Genomic DNA, 20,915 nt, shown 5'->3' on the forward strand with positions numbered 1-20,915 from the left:
CCCTCGGTTCCCGGCGTGTCCGAATCAGCCCGTCGAGCGGCTCTGAGCTGCGGTTTCGTGAGTTCCGAAAATTTCTCCCCGCGGGGTGTGACGTTTTTGGCCGCCGCAGCGCAGTAATGAGTGAGCCGACTGGTCATCGGCCATCGCACTGAGCCGGGGTTCCCCCCGTACCCACGGCTCGTGCAAATGGCGCGGGCGGGACACGTTCCCCCGGTCCCGCCCGCGCCCCGAACCTTCTCCCCCGTGCTTCGCGCCGGACGGCGTCACCAGTGGACGACGACCTTGTCCCCCACCCGCACCTGCGCGAACAGCTGCGCGATCGCCGCCTCGTCCCTCACGTTGACGCAGCCGTGCGAGCCGCCGGCGTAGCCGCGCGCCGCGAAGTCGTAGGAGTAGTGCACGGCCTGGCCGCCGCTGAAGAACAGCGCGTACGGCATGGGGGAGTGATAGATCGTCGACACATGATGGCGCGACTTCCAGTAGATCCGGAACACACCCTCCCGGGTGGGCGTGTACTGCGCGCCGAACCGCACCGCCATCGTCGAGACCGTCCGCCCGCCGACCATCCAGCGCAGCGTGCGGCTGGTCTTGTCGATGCACAGCACCCGCCCGGTCAGACACCGCGCGTCCGGTGCGCCGGCCGGCTGACCGCCCATCAGGTACAGCTCCCACTGGCCCGGCTCGTGCGTCATCGCCAGCAGCCGCTGCCAGGTGACGGTGTCGGTCCGGCCGGTGCGCGGCAGCCCGCGCTTGCCCTGGAAGCCGCTGACGGCCTGTTCCGTCAGGTCGTCGTAGGTCCCGGTGGGCCCGTCGAAGAGCCAGTCCACCTGGCGCAGGCGGGCCTGGAGTTCGCGGACGTCCCGGCCGGTGTCGCCGCGGGACCACAGAACGGGTGCGCCCACCGTTCCGGGCGGGGCGGTGCTCGACGGGGCCGTACCCGGCCGGTCGTCGGCGGGGGCACGGCTGCCGGGCGGCCGGGTGCTCGGGATCTCGATGTGCACCGGCGAGCGGTGCCGGTCGTCCGAGCCGGGCGACTGCACCCTACAGCCGCTTGCCGCCGTCAGCGCCACGGCCGCGGCGACCGCGGCGGTCGATCTCCTCATGCCCCCGATACGCATACCGCCCCCCCGCCGTCTCACCGGTGTGCCGGCCGTGTCCGACCGGGCCCCTCCGTGTCCGTCCCGGGCCGTCCGGGTCGGGTCGTCCCCGGGATTTCTCCCCACGCGTGACGGGTGGTGAACCACGGGGCAAAGTGGGAGACACAACCGGTCTGTGAGCAAGGTCCCAGCGTGGGGCACTCCACCCGACGCACGGCCGCCGCTACAGTCCGTGGCGAGGGTCGGCTGTACTGGCGGGTAACTGGCGAGTAATTCAGAACGCGGAGGCACACACCATGGCGCGCGAGTCGGAGTCCGGGCTGCCCATCGAGCCGGTCTACGGACCGGACGCCCTGGAGGGCTGGGACCCGGCCGAGAAGCTGGGCGAGCCGGGGTCGTACCCGTTCACCCGTGGCGTGTACCCGAGCATGTACACCGGCCGCCCCTGGACGATGCGCCAGTACGCGGGCTTCGGTACGGCCACGGAGTCCAACGCCCGCTACAAGCAGCTGATCGCCAACGGCACGATGGGCCTGTCGGTCGCCTTCGACCTGCCGACCCAGATGGGCCACGACTCCGACGCGCCGATCGCGCACGGCGAGGTCGGAAAGGTCGGCGTGGCCATCGACTCCGTCGACGACATGCGGGTGCTGTTCGGCGGCATTCCGCTGGACAAGGTGTCGACGTCGATGACGATCAACGCCCCGGCGGCGCTGCTCCTGCTGCTGTACCAACTGGTGGCGGAGGAGCAGGGAGTCCCGGCCGGCAAGCTGACCGGCACGATCCAGAACGACGTGCTGAAGGAGTACATCGCGCGCGGGACGTACATCTTCCCGCCCAAGCCGTCCCTGCGGCTGATCGCCGACATCTTCAAGTACTGCAAGGCCGAGATCCCGAAGTGGAACACCATCTCGATCTCCGGCTACCACATGGCGGAGGCGGGCGCGTCCCCCGCGCAGGAGATCGCGTTCACCCTGGCGGACGGCATCGAGTACGTCCGTACGGCGGTCGCGGCCGGCATGGACGTCGACGACTTCGCCCCGCGTCTTTCGTTCTTCTTCGTGGCCCGCACGACGATCCTGGAGGAGGTCGCCAAGTTCCGCGCGGCCCGCCGGATCTGGGCGCGGGTGATGCGGGACGAGTTCGGCGCGAAGAACCCCAAGTCGCTGATGCTGCGCTTCCACACCCAGACGGCGGGCGTGCAGCTGACGGCCCAGCAGCCCGAGGTCAACCTGGTCCGCGTCGCCGTCCAGGGCCTGGCGGCGGTGCTCGGCGGTACCCAGTCGCTGCACACCAACTCCTTCGACGAGGCCATCGCGCTGCCGACCGACAAGAGCGCGCGGCTGGCGCTGCGCACCCAGCAGGTCCTGGCGTACGAGACCGATGTGACCGCGACGGTCGACCCCTTCGCGGGTTCCTACGTCATCGAGAAGATGACGGACGAGGTCGAGGCGGCCGCCGTCGAGCTGATGCAGAAGGTCGAGGACCTCGGCGGCGCGGTCAACGCGATCGAGAACGGCTTCCAGAAGCAGGAGATCGAGCGCAGCGCGTACCGCATCGCCCAGGAGACCGACTCCGGCGAGCGGGTCGTCGTCGGCGTCAACCGCTTCCAGCTCGACGAGGAGGAGCCGTACGAGCCCCTGCGGGTCGACCCGGCGATCGAGGCCCAGCAGGCCGAGCGCCTGGCCAGGCTGCGCGCCGAACGCGACCAGGCGGCGGTGGACACGGCTCTGGAGTCCCTCAAGAAGGCCGCCCAGGGCGAGGACAACGTCCTGTACCCCATGAAGGAGGCCCTGAAGGCCCGGGCGACCGTGGGCGAGGTGTGCAACGCGCTGCGGGAGGTCTGGGGGAACTACGTGCCGTCGGATGCGTTCTGACCCGGACGACTCCTTCGAATGGGTGATCGGGGGCGGAAACCCTCCGTTCCCGGCCGCTCTCGTGGAGAGCGCTCCCGGAAGGACCTCGAGCTGTCCGTCGGCACCCTCCTCGACGGCGACGGCTGACTCCACGACCGACCCGGACGGCGGTGTCGTACCCCTGTGCGACACTCCTTTCCATGTTCGGCGTCATCGATCTCCCCACCTACCTGGCGGGTCTCGTCCTCATCGTCCTGCTCCCCGGGCCCAACTCGCTCTACGTGCTGTCCGTCGCCGCCCGGCGCGGCGTCCGGGCCGGGTACACCGCCGCGGCCGGCGTCTGGTGCGGGGACGCCGTGCTGATGACGCTGTCGGCGGCCGGGGTCGCCTCCCTGCTCAAGGCGAACGCCGTGCTCTTCGGGAGCGTGAAGTACGCCGGCGCCGGATATCTGACATGGCTGGCCATCGGGATGCTCAGGGCCGCCTGGGGGATGTGGCGGACGCGGCGGGAGAAGGTCCTGGAGGACCTGGAGGAGGGCCCGGCCGCCGCCCGCGGCCGGGCCGACGAGCGGCCGTACCGCCGCGCGCTCGTCATCAGCCTCTTCAACCCCAAGGCGATCCTGTTCTTCGTCGCCTTCTTCGTGCAGTTCGTGTCAGAGTCCAACCCGGTCGTGGGCTTCGTGACTCTGGGCGTACTCGCCCAGTTTGCAAGTGTGTTGTACCTGTCTGCGCTCATCTTCGGCGGGTCTCGGCTGGCTGCTGCGTTCCGTCGTCGGAGGAGGCTCAGCGCAGGGGCTACCTCGGCCGCCGGAGTGCTCTTCCTCGGCTTCGCCGTCAAGTTGTCTCTGGCAAGCGTGTAGGGGGCTGGCATGTCTCACCTTGACGATGCTGCGGCCGTGTTCGCCCGCATGAGCCCCCAGGAGCAGCAGCGGGCACTAGGAGCCCTGGGCTTGCCTGAGAGGCTCCAGAAGGAGCCCAAGGAGCCTGCCGTCACCCCGTTCGCGGCTCTGGGCAGTAGGCCGAGTAGGCGGAAGCGGCAGCCGATCACCGTGACGGTGCTCAGAGGGTGATACGGGCCCGCTTGGCCAACTTGGTCAGCCGCTCGTTACTTCGTTTGTGCTTGGACACGAGTACTCGGGTCAGTTCCATGCTCGTTGGGTGGACCGCTGCCATCTCGGGAGCGACTCCCGCCCCCACCCGCGCAAGTTGGGGTGCTTTCGTCATGCGCGGGGCTGTCACACGTTACGCGAGCGGGCATGTGAGGTCGGGGTGGTGACGGTTCGGGCAGCACACCAGGTTGAGCGAGACGATGTTGCCCGGCCGGTTGTAGTACACCCAGCTCACGTCGACGCCGACCGGCAGGACATCCAGCGCGTACTCGCGTCTCGTGTCCAGGCTCGCGTACGCCTGACGCCCGTCCTCGCGCTGCATCGGGGGGTTGTCGAGAAAGTGCTTGACCATCCAGTCGAGAGCCGCTGTGGTGTCCGTCCAGCTGCGCTCATGGCCCGCCTGGTTCCGCTTCATCAGCCAGTGCCCGGACATCATGGGCGGCAGGTTCGAGGCCGGGAACTCAGCCATCACTTCGCGGTACCGCTGAAGGATGCGGATGGCCACCTTGTCGTCGTCGGAGGCGGGAGGAGCAGGGGGGTCGGGATACGGAGGCCGCCGGTCGCCTTCCCGGTGGTAGCTGTCGGGCGATCCGATCCACGGGCCGTAGCCGTGGAAGTGTCCTGTCCAGCTCATGCGCGCCTTCCGAGAGGGAGGGCGGGCCGCCCTGATGCGCGCAGGACGACCCGCCGGGGATGAGAGGTGTAGCAGGGTCAGGCGGTGAGGCCGCGGTTCTTCACCCAGCCGAGGGCGAAGTCGTCGAGCTCGGCCGCGGTGAACCGCAGCTCCTTGCCAGCGCCCTCGGGCTTGGAGTCGCGGACCACGTACGAGTCGGCTGCGCCGGGGATCGCGGCGAAGTCGACGCAGCCCTCGGTGCAGGGGCCTCCGCAGAAGTTCGTGGTCTCGACGCCGTCCGCCGGCAGGGTGTAGAGGTTGCCGTTCATCGGGTAGTCCTTCCTGGTGCAACGTTGCGGAGATGCGGTCCCCGCGCCGTAGTGCACTTGCCGACCCACCCCGGCCCGGCCTTCCTGTTCCTGGCCGGGGTGGGCGCTTGGCTCCGCCCCCGAGGGGTGTGGCCGTGGGGGAACGACCAAGGAGTCACCTCGGGGACGGATGTTCAGGTGGTGAGTTGCCAGTAGGCCGCCATGATCGACACGGACGCTGCGATCAGGAGCCCTTGGAGAAGCCACTGGCGCCAGCCGAGCGGACGCTTGTGCTTCCCTCTGGACCGGCGAGGATTCCGACCGCGAGAGCGACCATGAGTCCGAGCAGGGCGATCACGTAAATCACCTGCTGCGCCTTGGGGCTCACGCTGCACTCGTCCCGCTCCTCTGGGTGTAGATCCACAGCAGCCGGCGCGTCAGGTCGGCGACCTCGCGCATGAAGAAGTAGGCCGTGAAGGTCGGGGCCTCCGCGCTGGGGCGGTTCTTCAGGTCGAGCAGCGAGTACGCCTTGCGGAATTGCTGCATGACCAGCTCGTCGTCGTCGGCGCCCAGTTCCTCACCGAGGAGCAATTGCAGGTGCCCGATCAAGGCCGGTGTCTTGGCGTCGATGCTGGCGCGGGTCGAGGTGCCGAGCCTCGCCGAGAGGGCGGCGTCGGTGCTGTCCTGGATCAGCTCGACGTCGATCGGTACGCCGTCCTCGGTCGACGCTGTCACTTCGAATCTGCTCGTCTCGGTCTTCACGGCGTGTCCCTCGCTGACTGACGGCGGTTTCACCGGATGGAGACCAGCGTTCCGCGCGAAAGGCGTGCGGACCACGGCGTTCATGGGCCAGTGTTGGGACATCTCTGGGACATGGGACAGGCGGCATGGTTGGGCACCGCAAGATCCCGGGAAGGGGGCCTGCATGAGCATCGCCGACAGGCGTAGGGCTCGGGGCCTCACCCAAGAAGGGTTTGCCTTCGCGGTAGGCGTCGACCGGCGCACAGTAGGCCGATGGGAGACGGGCAAATCCAAGCCCCAGCCTCCTCAGCGGCCCAAGGTCGCCGAGGTGTTACAGATGGACCTTGACGAACTCGATGCGTTGCTTACTTCAGCCGAGGTACAGCCGAAGCCCGTACGGTCAGCGTCGAGTGCCCACCACAGCCCAGGGGACCCAGACGAGATGATCCGACGCGAGTTTCTGCGCCTCATGGCGGTGTCCGGTGCGGTCGCTGCCATACCTGCGGGCGGGGCGGAGGCCCTGGAGGACAGCGGCGACGACTTCGGGCGCATGAACGGCCATCTGTGGCAGGTCTACCAACTCGCCCGCGCCAAACACTCGGTGTACCCGCTAGTGCAGTCTCAGCTCACTGCCTTGAACGATGCGCTGCGCGATGGGCGGGCCCAGACAGGGACGCTCTGCTTCGCGGCCGGCGACCTATTCCAGCTGGCGGGCGAGCTGGCCTTCGACGCCAACCGGTACCACGATGCCGCTGCCTCGTACTCGCTTGCGGCCAGCGCGAGCAAGGAGGCTGGCGCCTACGACCTTTGGGCGTGCGCCCTCATCCGGAGTGCCTACGTAGACCTCTCCGAGCGCCGTTACAAGCGTGCTGCGGACACACTTGGGGCCGCGCGTCGTGTCGCCCTGCGTGGAGACAGCAGCCTTGCGACCAAGCACTGGGCCGCAGCCGTGCAGGCTGAGGCGTTCGCCTGGCTCGGCGACTTCGACGCCTGCGAGGAGGCTTTGGACGAGACCGAGAAGGTGGCCAGCCTGAGCGGCCAGGTGTCGAACGGCGGATGGCTGCGCTTCGATGGCTCGCGCTTGGCGGAGGAGCGAGGCGCTCGGTACCTGCAACTCAACCGACTCGGCCTGGCCGAGACCTCGTTGAAGGATGCGCTGACGCTCGCCCCTCTGGCCGCTGGCCACTCTTTCCGACGTCGGGGCGCGGTACTTGTCGACCTGGCCGCGATCGGCGCCAAGCGGAAAGACTTGGAGCGGGTCATGCAGTACGGGCTCGAAGCCCTGCGGCTGGCGCGGGCCTCCGGGTCCGGCTACGTCGCCCGTAGACTCCATTCCCTGCCTTCCGAGCTGGGCGCCTTGGGGCGCGACCGGCGTATCACCGAGTTGAAGGCCGAGATCGGCAGCCTGACGGCATCACGAGAGGGGATGGCATGACGACCGAGGGCGCGCGAGTCTTTCGCGAGGCGTGGATCGCTGGAGTGCGGAAGCACTTCCCTGGTGAGCCCAAGCCGAGCTACGTAACTCCGTGGGAAGAGACGCCTGAATGGGAGCGTGAGGCTGCGGGCGCCGTGTATGAGCAGGTTCGCCATTTCCTCAATCTGAGCGCCGGGCATGCCTCCCGCCTGTCGCGCGAGCAGAAGGGACGGTTCGTCGCGACGTGTTGGACGGCGCAGATGTTCAAGCACTTCAATGACCCGAAGCCGGGGTACGTAGCCGATTGGCCCGACCTGCCGGACTGGCAGAAGGAAACTGACTCAGGCATCTTCGAGGCCATTGAGAACAGTCTGAATTAACGCCTACCGATTCGTGCTCGCAAACAACCCAGCCGTGAATCGGAGTTGAAAAAGGCCTCGGCGAGGCTGCCATTCGCCCGGGTAGTGGCGCAGTTCTTGGCACGCCGCCGGCCGTAGAGGATTTTGGGCTGGAGCTGCCGTGGGGCGAGTGAACAGGGGGCCTTACGCTCGCCAGCGGATCGGGCAGTCTTTGGGACCTGCCCGCAATAGCCCGATCGGCCCCCTGTTCTTCGAGGCTTGCCCCATGGTGGCTGCCTAAAATCCTCGGAGGCCGTCGGCCCCAGCCACAGAGGGTTTGCGCGGTGTGGCCTGTTCTGGGGGCACATGGGTGAGCGCGCTGGCCGTAGCGGGCCTGATGCTGGCCGGTGAACACCGTGGGCCGGATCGGCGCTGTGGGCGTCTGGAGGCCGTGAGCCACGGTCCATGCGTACACGGCGACGGGGCGGGCAAGGTGGGCTGTGAGGAGCTGGCTCACGCTCTCAGGTCGCCTGGTGTGCGCCGGGGTGCGGCAAGCCGCCCCGGCGGCGCGCCGAAGGCGCGCCTGGAGGAAGTGAAGACAGATTCCGACACCTGCCCTGCACCGCTGCCCGCTTCCGTTTCCCGCTGGGTGCATGGTCCAGGGCGCAACCGGCTGACCAGACTCCCCAGGCAGCCCGGTACGGTCCCCATGGGGTTCTCTCCGGCCGTGCCTCAAGTGCTCTGCGTGCGGCCGTAATTCGGTGGCGTCCCCCGGGGTGCCTCTGGGATCATGGGCGTTCGAGCGACGAGCCTTCTTTCAGCGAATCTCAGACACAGACACAGACTTTCTTCAGCAGATATCACGCCTTTAGCCTTCTTCTGCCTTCTCTGTCTTCGTTCTCTCACGCTGCCTCGACACACGCTCTTATTTTCTGACTCTGCATCAATTCAAGCCAAGTCAAAGCCAAGGAGATTTCAGACATGACTCACGCCTACGTCTCTGCTCGCGCTCCTCCCTGTCCGTCCGTATTGGAGGTGCCCTGTGTTCAACACCTCGCACGAGGTGACTACTTTCAATAGCCGCTCCGCTGGGCTGGAGCGCGAAAAGCGTCTGCGGATGCTCTCCGATGCTGATCGGGACATCATTCGTCTGGCGAACGACCCCCTGTTTTCGCGTTGGTTGGAGCAGATCAAGGCCATTGGGGGGTGTGCCCACCCGATCTATCTGTCCGGCTCCACGGTCACCCGCGATGCGCTGACCGGTGAGCTGATCTCTTCCTATTCGACTGCCGGGGAGCCGGGTGAGCGGCTGGCTGTGCGCTGCCGCAACCGCCGTGCGTCGGTCTGTGAGCCGTGCGCCTACCTGCACGCGGGCGACACCTTCCAGCTGATCCGGGCGGGCCTGTCCGGCGGCAAGAACGTTCCCGCTGCGGTGCGGGACCGCCCCCGCCTGTTCGTCACCCTGACTGCTCCGTCATTCGGTCCGGTGCACCGCGTACGCGACGGGCAACACTGCCGCCCCCGCCGGGATGATCCGCACTGCGAGCACGGGCGGCGCCTCGGCTGCGGCCTGGTGCACACCGAGGATGACCCGCTGGTCGGCCTGCCCCTCTGCGCGGACTGCTACGACTACACCGGGCATGTGCTGTGGCATGCGCACGCCGGGCGGCTGTGGGACCGGTTCACCACCGCCGTACGGCGCCACCTTGCCTCGGCCGTAGGCATACCGCGCTCGAAGCTGCGTGATCACTTGGTGGTGTCCTTCGCCAAGGTTGCCGAGTACCAGAAGCGGGCGGCCCTCCACTTCCATGGGGTGGTGCGCCTTGACGGTCCGGCCGGTGCCGGCGATTCGTGCCCGGACTGGGCCACGGCCGAACTCCTCACCGACGCCGTGCACGCCGCTGCCGCAGCGGCGAACGTCCGCGTCCCGGAATCCGGCGCCTACGGCACCGAACTCCTTGTGTTCGGCGGGCAGTTGGACGTGCGGCCGATCCGGGCCTTCGCCGACGATGAGGGGCCCTCCGATGACGCGGTCGCCGCCTACGTCGCCAAGTACGTCTCCAAGGGAACCGCCGAGACCGGCGCCGGACTGGACTACCGCGTCACCAGCCCGGACGACATCCGCGCGGCTGTGGTCACGCCTCACGTACGGGCCCTGATGGGCGTCTGCTGGCGTCTGGGCGGCCTGCCCGAACTGGAACACCTCCGGCTCCGCTCATGGGCTCACAGCCTCGGCTACCGGGGCCACATCCTCACCAAATCGCGCCGTTACTCCACCACGTACGGCGCACTGCGCGAGGAACGGGCCGACCATCGTCGGGGCGCCATCCCCATGGATGGCCCGGACGTGGTCACGGAATCGGCCTGGCGGTATGTCGGCTCCGGCTGCACCCCCGGTGAATCCGACCTCGCTTTCGGTATTGCCGAAGACCTGGCAAACCTGCGCGAGATCAGGCAGCAGATGATTGCTGAGGGGTGGAAATATGCCGAGTGAGGAGCGCACTGAAGGGAACGGAAATAAAAGGGAATTGTGCTCCGGTGAGGTGATTTCCCGTCGTCAGCCTGTGTCCTTTAGGGGAGGCATGCGTGTCATAAGCGTAATCCAGGACAAGGATGGTAATCGCACGGTAATCGCTGATGTGGTGTACCCCTCCAAGGATTGATGCGAAAGGATCCCCCTCCCAAGGGAGAGGGATCCTTGGTTTGTGAGACTTTGGTGTGGGCTTGTGTGACTAACTCCAGTTGTTATCCATTCTGACCAATCGCTTCTTTACGTCGTGCGGAATTACTAGCTTTCCAAGCAGTTCTCCGTCGTCTTGTTTCCCGAGTTCGAAAGTTATTCCGGCGCTAAGTAGGTCCTTCTCCATGGCTTCTATCCCGCCGGCCTTCCAATGTTGGCTGTAGGTCATGCCGGTGCTTTCGTAGATCCACCTATCCTTTGTGGACTCCGGGTCGACCTTAGCCAAGTCGTTCATGAGGGCATCTAGCGTGGTCTCTGCCTTCTCTCGAATGAACCCGGCCTTGTCGAACCTTCCGCCGGGTTCCAATCCGGACATGTAGTAGGCGATAGACTCTTCCAGTCGCTTCCGTTCACGCCTATTCTCGTCACCTCGTGCGTACTCGCGGCGGATTACCTCGAAATCCCCCAGGGCCTCAAATACGGCCTGTGTCAGAGCCGAGTACGCATGCTCAGGGTCCGGTATTATGAATCCGGGCTTCCGGCACTCTGGGCACCGCAAATACCTGTACTCCCTCACTTCGCCAGTAGAAAGGGTCTTGTAGTTGTTCGTTTCGTTGAGGTTTCTGCCGCACTGGTGCTTCATGACGCCAAGGAATCTGGTGGGGCGGCGATTCTTCTCGTGGTGACGCTTGTTCTTCGCGCGGGTGGCTAGCGCTGCTTGTACGTTTTCGAATTCCTCGTCAGTCAGGATCGGTTCATCCGTGACCTTGATTTCCTGGCCCTGCTTGTCTAGTACTGGCGTGGATTTGTAGGTGGTCGCCTTGGTGCCTCCCTCGGTACGAAGCCCCTTAACGGCAGGATTCCTGAGAGTTCTGAGAACTTGCTGATTGTTCCATTTCCGGTTGCTGTAGGTCGGAACCTTGGCCCTGTCCAGAACCTTGGCAATTCTGTTTGCCGGAACTCCCCGCATTGCAGCTTGGTACATGTAGCGCACCGCTCGTGCTTGCTTTGGGTCCTGTACTAGGCGGAGTTTCCCGCGCACCCTGGCAGTCTTGTAACCGTACGACGGCTTGCCGATACGCCATTGGTCCTGCTGCTTTGTGTATTCCCAGTGGGACGAAACGCGGGTCTTGGTATTGGCGGCTTCAATCTCCGCGACTGCTGCAATGAACGTCACCATTGCCTGAGCCATGGGGGACGGCAAATCCAGTTTGTCATTCAGGGAAACCAGGTTCTTCCCGAACTTCTCGCACCACTTGATGACCTCGTGTAGGTCGGAAATACGCCTGATGAATCGGTCCAACTTCCAGAACAGGATGAGGTCAAACTCAGGTATACGGTTGTTGAGCCAGTCCCCGAGTTCCTTTCGCTCCCAAGGCGCTTTCTTGGTTGCGGACACTCCGAGGTCCCGAGCCACGCCGACAACCCTGATGCCCTCTCGGATGGCATAGCGGCGAAGGTCAAGTTCCTGCCGTACCGGGCTGGTGGTGTCCTCCGTGAGGATCGACAGTCGCACCGACAGGAGCCCGCGAGGCGCGTCCTCCGGTAACGCCTGGTCCCTGGCCTGGAGTTCGGCCAGCTCTGTCAGTTCTTCAGCGGTCCACTCGGGAGCGGTCTGTGTGGCTGTCATGAGGCTTGAGCATACGCCGAGTTGGACTCTGGAACGTTCTTCGTGCAGTTCGTCGACCCGGGCTACGCCTACCCGGCCCTCTCCTTCGTCGTCCTCGGCACCTTCGCCCAGCTGGCCAGCTTCCTCTACCTCAGCGCGCTGATATTCGGCGGCACCAGGCTGGCCGCCGCCTTCCGCCGCCGCAAGCGACTGTCGGCGTGGGTGACGTCGGCGGCGGGCGCGCTGTTCCTCGGGTTCGCGGTGAAGCTGTCGCTGGCGAGCGCGTAACCGCAGGGGACACCCCGAAGGGGCTCGAGGGGGCGGCTACGGTCGTGGCCGCGCCAGCGTGGTACGCAGCTTCGGCGTGAGCCACTCCTCCACGTACCGGTTCATCAGCCAGGCCAGGGCCAGCATGGCCGCGACCGTCAGTGGGAACGTGCCGTACGACGGGATGCCCAGCCCCCGGTGCAGCGCCCCGATGACGACCCAGCCCAGGTGCTCGTGGACCAGGTAGAAGGGGTACGTCAGCGCGCCCGCGACGGTCAGCCAGCGCCAGTTCGCCCAGTGCAGCCGGCCCAGCGCGATCACCGCGACGGCGAGGAAGCCGAGGGTGACGACGAGCATGATGCCGAAGGAGGAGCGGTAGGAGAACCCGTGGACCGCCGGCGTGTGCCACAGCCGCTGGACGGCGTAGTGCTGGCCGATCAGCCAGCTCACCGCCACGATGCCCCAGGCGTAGGCGTCCCGCCGGTCGCGGTGCACGAGGTAGAGGCCGATGCCGCCGACGAAGTACGGCGTGTACTCGGGCATCAGGACGATGTCCAGCAGCGGCATCTTCGCCCCCTGTGCGATCGCGGAGGCGAGCGTCCAGCAGGCGCAGAACAGGATCACGCGCCGCCTGTTCGCGCCGGGCAGCACGATGCACAGCGCGAAGAGGGCGTAGAAGCGGACCTCGCACCACAGGGTCCAGCACACGCCCAGCACCCGGTCGACCCCGAGCGGCTGCTGGAGCATCGTCAGGTTCACCAGCGCGTCCGAGGGCGAGACCGCCTTGTACGCCACCACCGGCAGCGCGAAGACCGCCGTGACCAGGACGATCGCCACCCAGTAGGCGGGCAGCAGCCGGGCGGCGCGGGAGGCGAAGAAGGACCGGAGCGGACGGCCCCAGCCGCTCATGCAGATGACGAAGCCGCTGATGACGAAGAACACCTGCACACCCAGACAGCCGTAGGCGAAGTAGGAGTGCAGCACGGGGAACTGGTGGCGCGGCGAGCTGCCCCAGGCACGGGTGACCTCGCCGTCCCGGCCGCCGTAGTGGTAGGCCGCCACCATCAGCGCGGCCACCAGACGCAGCCCGTCCAGCGCGCGCAGCCGGGCCTGACCGCGCCCGGCCGGCGGGGGGACCGGCAACGGGCGTACCACTGTGCCGGTCGCGGTCCCTCGGGTGTCCGCGGGCGTGTCCATCACGAGCTTTCCTCTCGTCGTCGGCTCAGGACACCGGGGTCAGCGGCCCACCGCGCGCCCCAGCGAGCGCGCCCGGCGGGCCACGCGCCGTACGGTCGCGTTGCGCGGGATGAAGGCCAGCTGGGCGGGGACCCCGCCGGGCAGTGCCAGGGAGGTGAGGCGGCGGCGCTTGAAGTAGCGCCGGTTACGCGGGCCGAGGTGCGCGGCGAGATACCGCTCGGCGGCCGGGCGCAGATCCGGGTAGATCTTCGGCTGCATCGCGAAGGACACGGCCCTGATCAGCTCGGACAGCGCGGCGACGTCCATGCCCTGCCGCTGTTCGCCGACGGCCGCGGCGTCACCCAGGTCGGGCAGGGTCGCGTCGGCGATCGTCACCGGGACGCGGTTGCTGTTCTCGTACGGCGTCAGGCGCTCCAGCAGCGTGCCGGTGCCGGTGCGGGCGACCGGCAGCCCGTACAGCGCGGCGGCGGTGAGCAGCGCGGTGGAGAAGCAGCCGACGACCAGCGCGGGACGCATCCGCTGGTAGAGCACCTCGGCGAGGACGGGGGTGTCGAGCACCGTGAGGTCGGCGCCCAACCGCTCGGCCTCCCTCTCCAGCGTCCGCGACCAGCGGGCCGGGGCCGAGGGGTGCGGCTTGAAGACCACCCGGGTGTGACCGAGCGCGACCGCGCCCTTCAGCATCCGGACGTGCAGCGCCTCCTCCTCCTCGGGGGTGAGGATCTCCAGCGCGGAGAGGTACTGGCCGAGCAGCAGGGCCGGTTCGCCCGCCACCCCGGGCAGCTCGTCGCCGGTGTCGCCGAGGTCGGCGAGCACCTTCACGAAGGCGTCGGTCGGCACGATCTCCGGCTCGACACCGAACTCGGTGAGCAGCACGGGCCTCAGACCCGGCACCAGGTCCAGGTGCAGCAGTCGGTCGATGCGGGTGCCGACCAGCGGGTCGATCTTGTTGCGGGTGGGTCCGTAGCTCATCAGGCCGTCGGCGTAGACGGTGACGGGCGCGCCGGTGAAGATCTGGCAGAGGCCGAGTGCCGGGTTGACCTGGATCGACTCGACGGCCAGCTCGACGCCGTCGTCGCCGAGGTTCCACAGCAGCCTCAGGTGCCGCTCCCACAGCGGGACGTCGTCCGGGCGCGGTGCCCAGCCGCCCGGGTGGAAGGGGGAGATGGTCTCGTTCCACGACACCACGTCGTCGAACCGCTCCCGCAGCCGCTCGAAGCCCGGCATCCCGTCCAGACCGGGGGCCGTCTCGGGCGTCGCCGCGTTGTTGCAGACCAGCAGGATGCGGCGGTCGGCGGGGCCGAAGCAGTCGGAGTCGAGGGCGGCGGCGAGCGTGGCGGTGCCGTACAGCGTCGACGCCTGGAAGATCTGCGTGGTCACGCGGCGGCTCCCGTCGCGGCGGGGCGGCGGCGGAGCCTGCGCAGCCGGGTCGCGCGCTGGACGTCCATGGAGTCCAGTGCCTCGTCGAGGACGTCCTGCGGCATACGGCGCAGGGCCGCCGCGCCGAGTGACTTGAGTTTCCGTGCCACGGGCGGCTCGAACCTTTCGATGGAGCCCAGATGATGGGAGATGATCGCGCAGTACGTACGGACGGCCTTGGGCAGCAGCCGGTCCGCCTCCCGGTCCTTCGCCGTCTCCTCGACGACCTGGTCGAAGGCGCGGATGAAGTCGAGCTGGCGCACATCCCCGATCTGGGTCAGCGAGGAGGCGACCCCGCGCCGGTAGTGGACCCCGAGCAGGCCCACCGCGGCGAAGGACTCAGCCTCCCGGTGCAGCTTCCAGATCCAGGGCCGGTCCTCGGCGGTGCGCAGCCCGTGGGTGAAGTGCAGCAAACCCCGGTCGGCCAGCCGGCGGTGGTAGATGCCCGCCCAGGCGTAGGGGTAGTCGACCGGCGTGGAGCGGTCGGCGGGCAGTATCGCCGCCCGCGGGTCCAGCACCACACCGCGCCGGCCGTGCGGGACGCGGTGGATGGTGCGTGCCCGCGCGGTGCACTGCACATGGTCGGTACGCACGAAGTCGCAGCCCAGCTCCTCGATCGCGGCGAGGAGCCGCGGGTAGTAGCCGGGGGCGAGCCAGTCGTCGCCGTCCAGGAACGTCAGGTACTCGCCGCGTGCCTTGTCGATTCCGGTGTTGCGCGCGGTCGCCAGCCCTCCGTTCCGCTGGTGTCTGACATGAACCGCCCCCGGCAACTCGCGCTCCGCGCGCGCGAGAATGTCGGGGGTCTCGTCGCGCGAACAGTCGTCGACAAGAATGAATTCGAAGTCGTCACGCGCATTCGCCCGCAGACTCTTCAAGGTGTCGGGCGCGTATTGCTGCACGTTGTAGAACGGCACGATGACGGAGAGCTTGACCACGGAAGTGACGTTAGGGGTCGGCCCCCGCCTGCGTCTTTACCCGCAGTTTGACCTTGGGTGAACGACGCGTGGCGATGCCGTGAACCGGACCTTTTTCCAGGTCGATCCGGCCTCGATTCGCCATTCGGCGGTGCGCTGTTAACCGTTTGTTGGATTCGGGTTGGGCGGAACCTAGAAATGCCTTCCTACGGTCTTCGGCGTGCCAGCAAGTGCGACGAAGGCCCGGCGAGTTGCCGTTCTCGCGGATTCCGACACCCGGTGGAAATGGGGCGCGCTCACTGCGAACCGCATCGTTTCCACCGACGCCTCCACCCACTCGGGTGAACCGGACATCCGCCTCGACGGCTACCTCCTGCGGGGCCGAGCCACCCCCACCGCCCGCCAGTTGACGGAGGTCGGCGTCCGCGCGGACTCGCTCCGCGAGGTGACCGCCGTCGAGTTCCTGCGCGCCATGGGCGAGAGCGCCGCGGGCGAGGACCCGTACGACGTCATCGTCCTCGCCCTCGTCGGCGGCGGCGTGCAGGCGATGCTGCACGGGCTGAACCGGGCGTGGCAGGACCGCGGCGGCAGGCCCGTCGTCGTCACCGGCTATGTCGGCGTCGTCTACGAGAAGCTCGCCGACGGACTGCTGCTGCGGCACGGCGCCGACCTGGTGCTCGCCAACTCCCGTCAGGACGCGGACCGTTTCCGGGCCGTGTACGGGGGAGTGGGTGCCGACGCCTCGGCGGTCACCGAGGTGGCGCTGCCCTTCCTGGGCGGTGCCCCCTACGCCGGTGAACGCGCCCCCCACACCGTGGTGTTCGCCGCGCAGCCCTCCGTCCCGGAGAGCCGCGAGGACCGTACCTACCTGCTGAACCGGCTGATCCGGCACGCACGGCTGCACCCGGACCGCGAGGTGCTGCTCAAGCTGCGCTCCAGGCCGGGCGAGCACACCACGCACCTCGAGGAGCTGCCGTACCAGAAGCTGGCGCAGCGGGCCGGGACCGGCCTGCCGCCCAACTTCCACCTGGTGTACGGGCACATGGGCGAGGTGCTGGACCGCACCGACCTGCTGGTCACGGTCAGCTCCACCGCCGCCCTGGAGTCCCTGCACCGCCGCATCCCCACCGTCGTCCTCACCGACCTGGGCGTGCGCGAGGCGCTCGGCAACCACCACTTCGTCGGCTCCGGCTGCCTGGCCTCCTGGGACCAGCTGGACGCCGGCCACCGTCCGGCGCCCGACACCGAGTGGGTGGCCCGGCAGGGCGTCGCCGCCGGGGGTCCCGAAGGAGGGTCGTACGCCACGGCCTTCGACGCCGCCCGCGAGCGCATCGCCGAGCTGCTGGCGGCCCCCGGTGGACTGCCCCCGCTGGCCCCCTACTACACGCACACCACCGCGCCCGGCTATCTGCCGGGCATCCTCGCCCGTCATCACCTCGGCCCCGACGGGACCCCGCTGCCGGGCGCCCCGGCCGCCGGCAGGGAGCCGGGCCCGGTCCGGCAGCTCGTCCGCCGTGCGGCCCGCGGCGCCTACCGCCACGGCGTGCAGCGCGTGGCGCCCGTGATCCGGCGGATGGGGGAGCTGTGAGCGACCGGATCCCACCTCAAGGAGTGGAGCCCATGTCCAACGCCAACCCGGAGACCGCGCACGGCGCTTCGGTACGCCGCGTGCTCGCGGTGATCCCCGCGCGGGGCGGTTCCAAGGGCGTCCCCGCGAAGAACCTCGCCCCCGTCGGCGGCGTCCCGCTGGTGGCCCGGGCGGTACGCGAGTGCCGGTCGGCCCGGCTGGTGACCGACGTCGTCGTCTCCACCGACGACCAGGCCATCGCCGCCGCCGCCCGCCGGGCCGGCGCCGAGGTGGTGCTGCGGCCGTCCGTCATCGCCGGCGACACCGCCACCTCCGAGGCCGCCGTCCTGCACGCCCTGGACGCCCACGAGGCGCTGCACGGCTCCCCGGTCGACGTCGTGCTGCTCGTGCAGTGCACCAGCCCGTTCCTGGTCCGCGAGGACGTCGACGCGGTGGCCGCCGCCGTCGCCGAGAACGGCGCGGACACCGCGGTGACCGTGGCGCCCTTCCACGGCTTCGTGTGGCGGGACGCGGCGGACGACCCGGCGGTCGGCGGCACGCGGTCCACGACCGCCGTCGCGGGCGCGGTGAGCGTCGCCAACTCCACTGCGACGGGGGGCGGTTACGGCGTCAACCACGACAAGTCCTTCCGCCCGCGCCGCCAGGACCGTCCGCAGGACCTGCTGGAGACCGGCGCTGCCTACGCGATGGACGCCACCGGCTTCCGCGAGCACGGGCACCGCTTCTTCGGCCGCACCGACCTCGTCCGCACCGACCCCGCACGGGTGCTGGAGATCGACGACCCGCACGACCTCGCCCGCGCCCGGGCCCTGGCCCCCCTCTTCGACGCGGACCTCCCCCGGGCTCCCGGCTCCTCCCGGGCAGGGGGCACCCCCATCGGTCCGCTCCCGGCCGCCGAGGACATCGACGCGGTCGTACTCGACTTCGACGGCACCCAGACCGACGACCGGGTGCTGATCGACTCCGACGGACGGGAGTTCGTCTCCGTGCACCGCGGGGACGGCCTCGGCATCGCGGCCCTGCGACGCAGCGGCCTGAAGATGCTGATCCTGTCCACGGAACGGAACCCGGTCGTCGCCGCCCGCGCCCGGAAGCTGAGGCTTCCCGTGCTGCACGGCATCGACCGCAAGGACCTCGCGCTGAAGCAGTGGTGCGAGGAGCAGGGCATCGCGCCGGAGCGCGTGCTCTACGTCGGCAACGACGTCAACGACCTCCCGTGCTTCGCCCTCGTGGGCTGGCCCGTGGCGGTCGCGAGCGCCCACGACGTCGTGCGCGGCGCCGCACGCGCGGTCACCACCCTCCCCGGTGGCGACGGCGCGATCCGGGAGATCGCCAGCTGGATCCTCGGCCCCTCTCTCGACTCCCTCACCAAGTAAGGACATCTCCTGCCATGAGCACTGTGAACCCCAGCTCCCGCATCCGCACCTTCGGAACGCGCGAGGCCGGCCCCGGCCGCCCCGTCTACATCACCGGCGAGATCGGCATCAACCACAACGGCGACATCGAGAACGCCTTCAAGCTGATCGACGCGGCCGCCGAGGCCGGCTGCGACGCCGTGAAGTTCCAGAAGCGCACCCCCGAGATCTGCACCCCGCGCGACCAGTGGGACATCGAGCGCGACACCCCCTGGGGCCGGATGACCTACATCGACTACCGCCACCGCGTGGAGTTCGGCGAGGACGAGTACCGCCAGATCGACGCCTACTGCAGGAAGAGGGGCATCGACTGGTTCGCCTCCCCGTGGGACACCGGGGCCGTCGCCTTCCTGGAGAAGTTCGACGTGCCGGCCCACAAGGTGGCGAGCGCCTCCCTGACGGACGACGAACTGCTGCGCGCGCTGCGGGCGACCGGCCGTACGGTCATCCTCTCCACCGGCATGTCGACCCCGAAGCAGATCCGCCACGCGGTCGAGGTCCTGGGCAGCGACAACATCCTGCTCTGCCACGCCACCTCGACCTACCCGGCGAAGGCCGACGAGCTGAACCTGCGGGTCATCAACACCCTGGAGCGGGAGTACCCGAACGTTCCGATCGGCTACTCCGGCCACGAGACCGGCCTGCAGACCACGCTGGCCGCCGTCGCCCTGGGCGCGGTCTTCGTCGAGCGCCACATCACCCTGGACCGCGCGATGTGGGGTTCGGACCAGGCGGCCTCGGTGGAGCCGCAGGGCCTGCAGCGCCTCGTCCGCGACATCCGCACGATCGAGGCCTCGCTGGGCGACGGTGTGAAGAAGGTCTACGAGTCCGAGCTCGGCCCGATGAAGAAGCTGCGCCGTGTCACCGGCGTCGTCGCCGAGGCGGAGATCGCCGCGGCGGCGGGCGAGCCGGTCGCGGTCTGACCCGGGCCATCCGAGCCCCTCACGACGGGACGGTCGTATCCCGATGAGCCCCCGCGCCGGGTCGCTGGGCCCCGCCCCCCACACCGCCCGCACCCTCGCCTTCGTCGAGAGTCCGGTACAGCTGCTGAACGCACTGGAATGGGCCCACACCCACGCCCTGACCCGCCCCGGGCCCCGCGAGCGGTCCGGCGGCGGCCAGGACGGCCGGGCAGGGGGCGGGCAGGCTCCGGGCGGCGGCCGGGACGGTGCGGGGGACCGTGCGGGGAACGGCGCCGGCACGGGGCTGGTCCCGGCCCAGACCAGGCGTACGGTCGGGCCCGGTGCGAGGGGCCCCTCGGACCCGGTCCCCGCACCCGCCCCGTCCCTTTCGCCTTCGCCCCAAGCCGGTGTCCAGCTCACCCTCGTCGTCCTGGCGCCGACCGACCCCATGACCCGCGGGCAACTGCGGCGCATGGCCGAACTGGCGCGGGACGAGGGGCACGAGGTGCGCTGGGAGGAGGCCCGGGGCGGGGCGGCGGCGCCGTTCCAGACGATCGGCGGACTGACACCCCTGCTGCGGCGGGCGGACCGCGTGGTGATGGGGGATCCGTTCTCCCGTTATGTACAGCTGTTGCTGACGATCACGAAGGCACGCGACCTCGTGGTCGTGGACGACGGCACGGCGACGATGGAGTTCGTCGCCCAACTGGCCCGCGGGGAACGGCTGGTGCGCTGGCACCGCAAGGGCGGCCGCCCCGGCCCCCGGGACCTGCTCTTCGGTCCGGTGTCGGCCGCCGCCCGCCGCCGGCTGACCCCGAGCCGCGGCCGCGGGGTGGAGGTCTTCTCCTCCATGCCGATCGCCGAGACCCCGGACGGCGTGACAGTCACCGCCAACCACTTCGCCTGGACCCGCGCCCGCTTCGGCCCGCCCCGCATCATCACCGGCGCCGACCTGGTCGGCACCTCCCTCGTCGAGACGGGCGTGGTCGACGGCGACCGCTACCTGGACGCCGTCCGCACCCTGGCCAAGGCGCACGGCGCGCGGCGCTACTTCGCCCACCGCCGGGAGAGCGCGGACAAACTCCACCGGCTGGCCGTGGAGACCGGCCTGGAGATCGTGCGGCCCGACCTGCCGCTGGAGCTGATCGCCCGGCGGGGCCCGATCGGCCGTACGATCCTCAGCTTCCCCTCCACCGTCGTCCACACCCTGCCGCTGGCCCTGGCCGGCACCGAGGTCCGCGTCGCCGTCTGCGACATCGACCCGAGCTGGCTCACGGCACACGCCTCGCCCCGGGCCCAGGGCTTCCTGTCCGGGGTGACCGGCACCGCCCGGGACGTGCACCGGCTCGCCCGCACGGCCTACGCCGGCTGACGGCCTGTGCCGCGGTCTGTGCCCGGCCGACGGCTCGCGCCGCGGTCTGTGCCTGGCTGACGGCCCGCGCCGCGGTCTG

General features: G+C 69.0%; 17 protein-coding genes and 1 pseudogene. 10 read left to right on the forward strand and 8 right to left on the reverse strand.

The window, feature by feature from the left end:
• Positions 1-263: 263 nt before the first annotated feature.
• Positions 264-1,118 carry a L,D-transpeptidase family protein gene (locus tag ACH4UM_RS01890; protein WP_398172470.1) on the reverse strand — a complete coding sequence of 285 codons (855 nt, stop codon included), beginning with the start codon at positions 1,116-1,118 and terminating at the stop codon, positions 264-266.
• 275 nt (positions 1,119-1,393) lie between these two features.
• Between ACH4UM_RS01890 and ACH4UM_RS01895 the strand changes: the two genes are divergently transcribed.
• Both ACH4UM_RS01895 and leuE read left to right on the forward strand, forming a co-directional pair.
• Complete coding sequence (locus ACH4UM_RS01895; RefSeq protein WP_398172472.1) at positions 1,394-2,974, forward strand: methylmalonyl-CoA mutase; 1,581 nt, start codon at positions 1,394-1,396, stop codon at positions 2,972-2,974.
• 179 nt (positions 2,975-3,153) lie between these two features.
• On the forward strand, positions 3,154-3,813 hold the full coding sequence (gene leuE, locus ACH4UM_RS01900; protein ID WP_398172474.1) for a leucine efflux protein LeuE: 660 nt from the start codon (positions 3,154-3,156) through the stop codon (positions 3,811-3,813).
• A 382-nt stretch (positions 3,814-4,195) separates the two neighbouring features.
• On the opposite strand, the gene ACH4UM_RS01905 is transcribed toward leuE, so the two are convergent.
• The 3 genes from ACH4UM_RS01905 to ACH4UM_RS01915 all read right to left on the reverse strand — a co-directional run bounded on the left by ACH4UM_RS01905 (position 4,196) and on the right by ACH4UM_RS01915 (position 5,718).
• Positions 4,196-4,696 carry a hypothetical protein gene (locus ACH4UM_RS01905; protein ID WP_398172476.1) on the reverse strand — a complete coding sequence of 167 codons (501 nt, stop codon included), beginning with the start codon at positions 4,694-4,696 and terminating at the stop codon, positions 4,196-4,198.
• A gap of 77 nt (positions 4,697-4,773) precedes the next feature.
• Positions 4,774-5,004 carry a DUF397 domain-containing protein gene (locus ACH4UM_RS01910; RefSeq protein ID WP_365291573.1) on the reverse strand — a complete coding sequence of 77 codons (231 nt, stop codon included), beginning with the start codon at positions 5,002-5,004 and terminating at the stop codon, positions 4,774-4,776.
• 363 nt (positions 5,005-5,367) lie between these two features.
• Positions 5,368-5,718, reverse strand: a complete 351-nt coding sequence (locus ACH4UM_RS01915) for a hypothetical protein (protein WP_398172478.1) — start codon at positions 5,716-5,718, stop codon at positions 5,368-5,370.
• 190 nt (positions 5,719-5,908) lie between these two features.
• Here ACH4UM_RS01915 and ACH4UM_RS01920 point away from each other — a divergent pair, with 190 nt between their 5' ends.
• From ACH4UM_RS01920 to ACH4UM_RS01930, 3 genes are all read left to right on the forward strand, one after another.
• Positions 5,909-7,159 (forward strand): helix-turn-helix transcriptional regulator, encoded by a 1,251-nt coding sequence (locus ACH4UM_RS01920; RefSeq protein WP_398172480.1) that lies wholly within the window; start codon positions 5,909-5,911, stop codon positions 7,157-7,159.
• A complete protein-coding gene (locus ACH4UM_RS01925; RefSeq protein ID WP_385166400.1) occupies positions 7,156-7,518 on the forward strand; it encodes a hypothetical protein in 363 nt (120 codons plus the stop codon). The genes ACH4UM_RS01920 and ACH4UM_RS01925 overlap by 4 nt, the downstream gene beginning before the upstream one ends.
• A gap of 1,075 nt (positions 7,519-8,593) precedes the next feature.
• Positions 8,594-9,970: a replication initiator gene (locus ACH4UM_RS01930; RefSeq protein WP_398173566.1), complete on the forward strand. Its 1,377-nt coding sequence runs from the start codon at positions 8,594-8,596 to the stop codon at positions 9,968-9,970.
• A 238-nt stretch (positions 9,971-10,208) separates the two neighbouring features.
• Here the strand turns inward: ACH4UM_RS01930 and ACH4UM_RS01935 are convergent, their stop codons facing one another.
• Positions 10,209-11,786, reverse strand: a complete 1,578-nt coding sequence (locus tag ACH4UM_RS01935) for a recombinase family protein (RefSeq protein WP_398172482.1) — start codon at positions 11,784-11,786, stop codon at positions 10,209-10,211.
• Positions 11,787-11,819: 33 nt separating this feature from the next.
• Between ACH4UM_RS01935 and ACH4UM_RS01940 the strand changes: the two are divergent.
• Positions 11,820-12,053 (forward strand): annotated as a pseudogene (locus ACH4UM_RS01940) (LysE family transporter); the annotation flags it as partial.
• Between the two features lie 36 nt (positions 12,054-12,089).
• Here ACH4UM_RS01940 and ACH4UM_RS01945 read toward each other — a convergent pair.
• From ACH4UM_RS01945 to ACH4UM_RS01955, 3 genes are read right to left on the reverse strand one after another with little or no spacing between them, the layout of a single operon-like run.
• Complete coding sequence (locus tag ACH4UM_RS01945; RefSeq protein WP_398172484.1) at positions 12,090-13,232, reverse strand: acyltransferase family protein; 1,143 nt, start codon at positions 13,230-13,232, stop codon at positions 12,090-12,092.
• A gap of 36 nt (positions 13,233-13,268) precedes the next feature.
• Positions 13,269-14,606: an alpha-2,8-polysialyltransferase family protein gene (locus ACH4UM_RS01950; RefSeq protein ID WP_398172486.1), complete on the reverse strand. Its 1,338-nt coding sequence runs from the start codon at positions 14,604-14,606 to the stop codon at positions 13,269-13,271.
• Complete coding sequence (locus ACH4UM_RS01955; protein WP_398172488.1) at positions 14,603-15,580, reverse strand: glycosyltransferase family 2 protein; 978 nt, start codon at positions 15,578-15,580, stop codon at positions 14,603-14,605. Before ACH4UM_RS01955 ends, ACH4UM_RS01950 begins: the two co-directional genes overlap by 4 nt.
• A 199-nt stretch (positions 15,581-15,779) precedes the next feature.
• On the opposite strand from ACH4UM_RS01955, the gene ACH4UM_RS01960 reads away from it, so the two are divergent.
• From ACH4UM_RS01960 to ACH4UM_RS01975, 4 genes are read left to right on the forward strand one after another with little or no spacing between them, the layout of a single operon-like run.
• On the forward strand, positions 15,780-17,147 hold the full coding sequence (locus ACH4UM_RS01960) for a DUF6716 putative glycosyltransferase (protein WP_398172490.1): 1,368 nt from the start codon (positions 15,780-15,782) through the stop codon (positions 17,145-17,147).
• A 32-nt stretch (positions 17,148-17,179) separates the two neighbouring features.
• The gene (locus ACH4UM_RS01965; RefSeq protein ID WP_398172492.1) at positions 17,180-18,523 is read left to right on the forward strand and encodes a cytidylyltransferase domain-containing protein; all 1,344 of its coding nucleotides are present in this window, start codon (positions 17,180-17,182) and stop codon (positions 18,521-18,523) included.
• Positions 18,524-18,546: 23 nt separating this feature from the next.
• Positions 18,547-19,485, forward strand: a complete 939-nt coding sequence (locus ACH4UM_RS01970; RefSeq protein ID WP_398173568.1) for an N-acetylneuraminate synthase family protein — start codon at positions 18,547-18,549, stop codon at positions 19,483-19,485.
• Positions 19,486-19,528: 43 nt separating this feature from the next.
• On the forward strand, positions 19,529-20,836 hold the full coding sequence (locus ACH4UM_RS01975) for a hypothetical protein (RefSeq protein ID WP_398172494.1): 1,308 nt from the start codon (positions 19,529-19,531) through the stop codon (positions 20,834-20,836).
• Positions 20,837-20,915 lie beyond the last annotated feature (79 nt).

The organism is Streptomyces sp. NPDC020801 (genome assembly GCF_044334385.1).
Classification (GTDB): domain Bacteria; phylum Actinomycetota; class Actinomycetes; order Streptomycetales; family Streptomycetaceae; genus Streptomyces.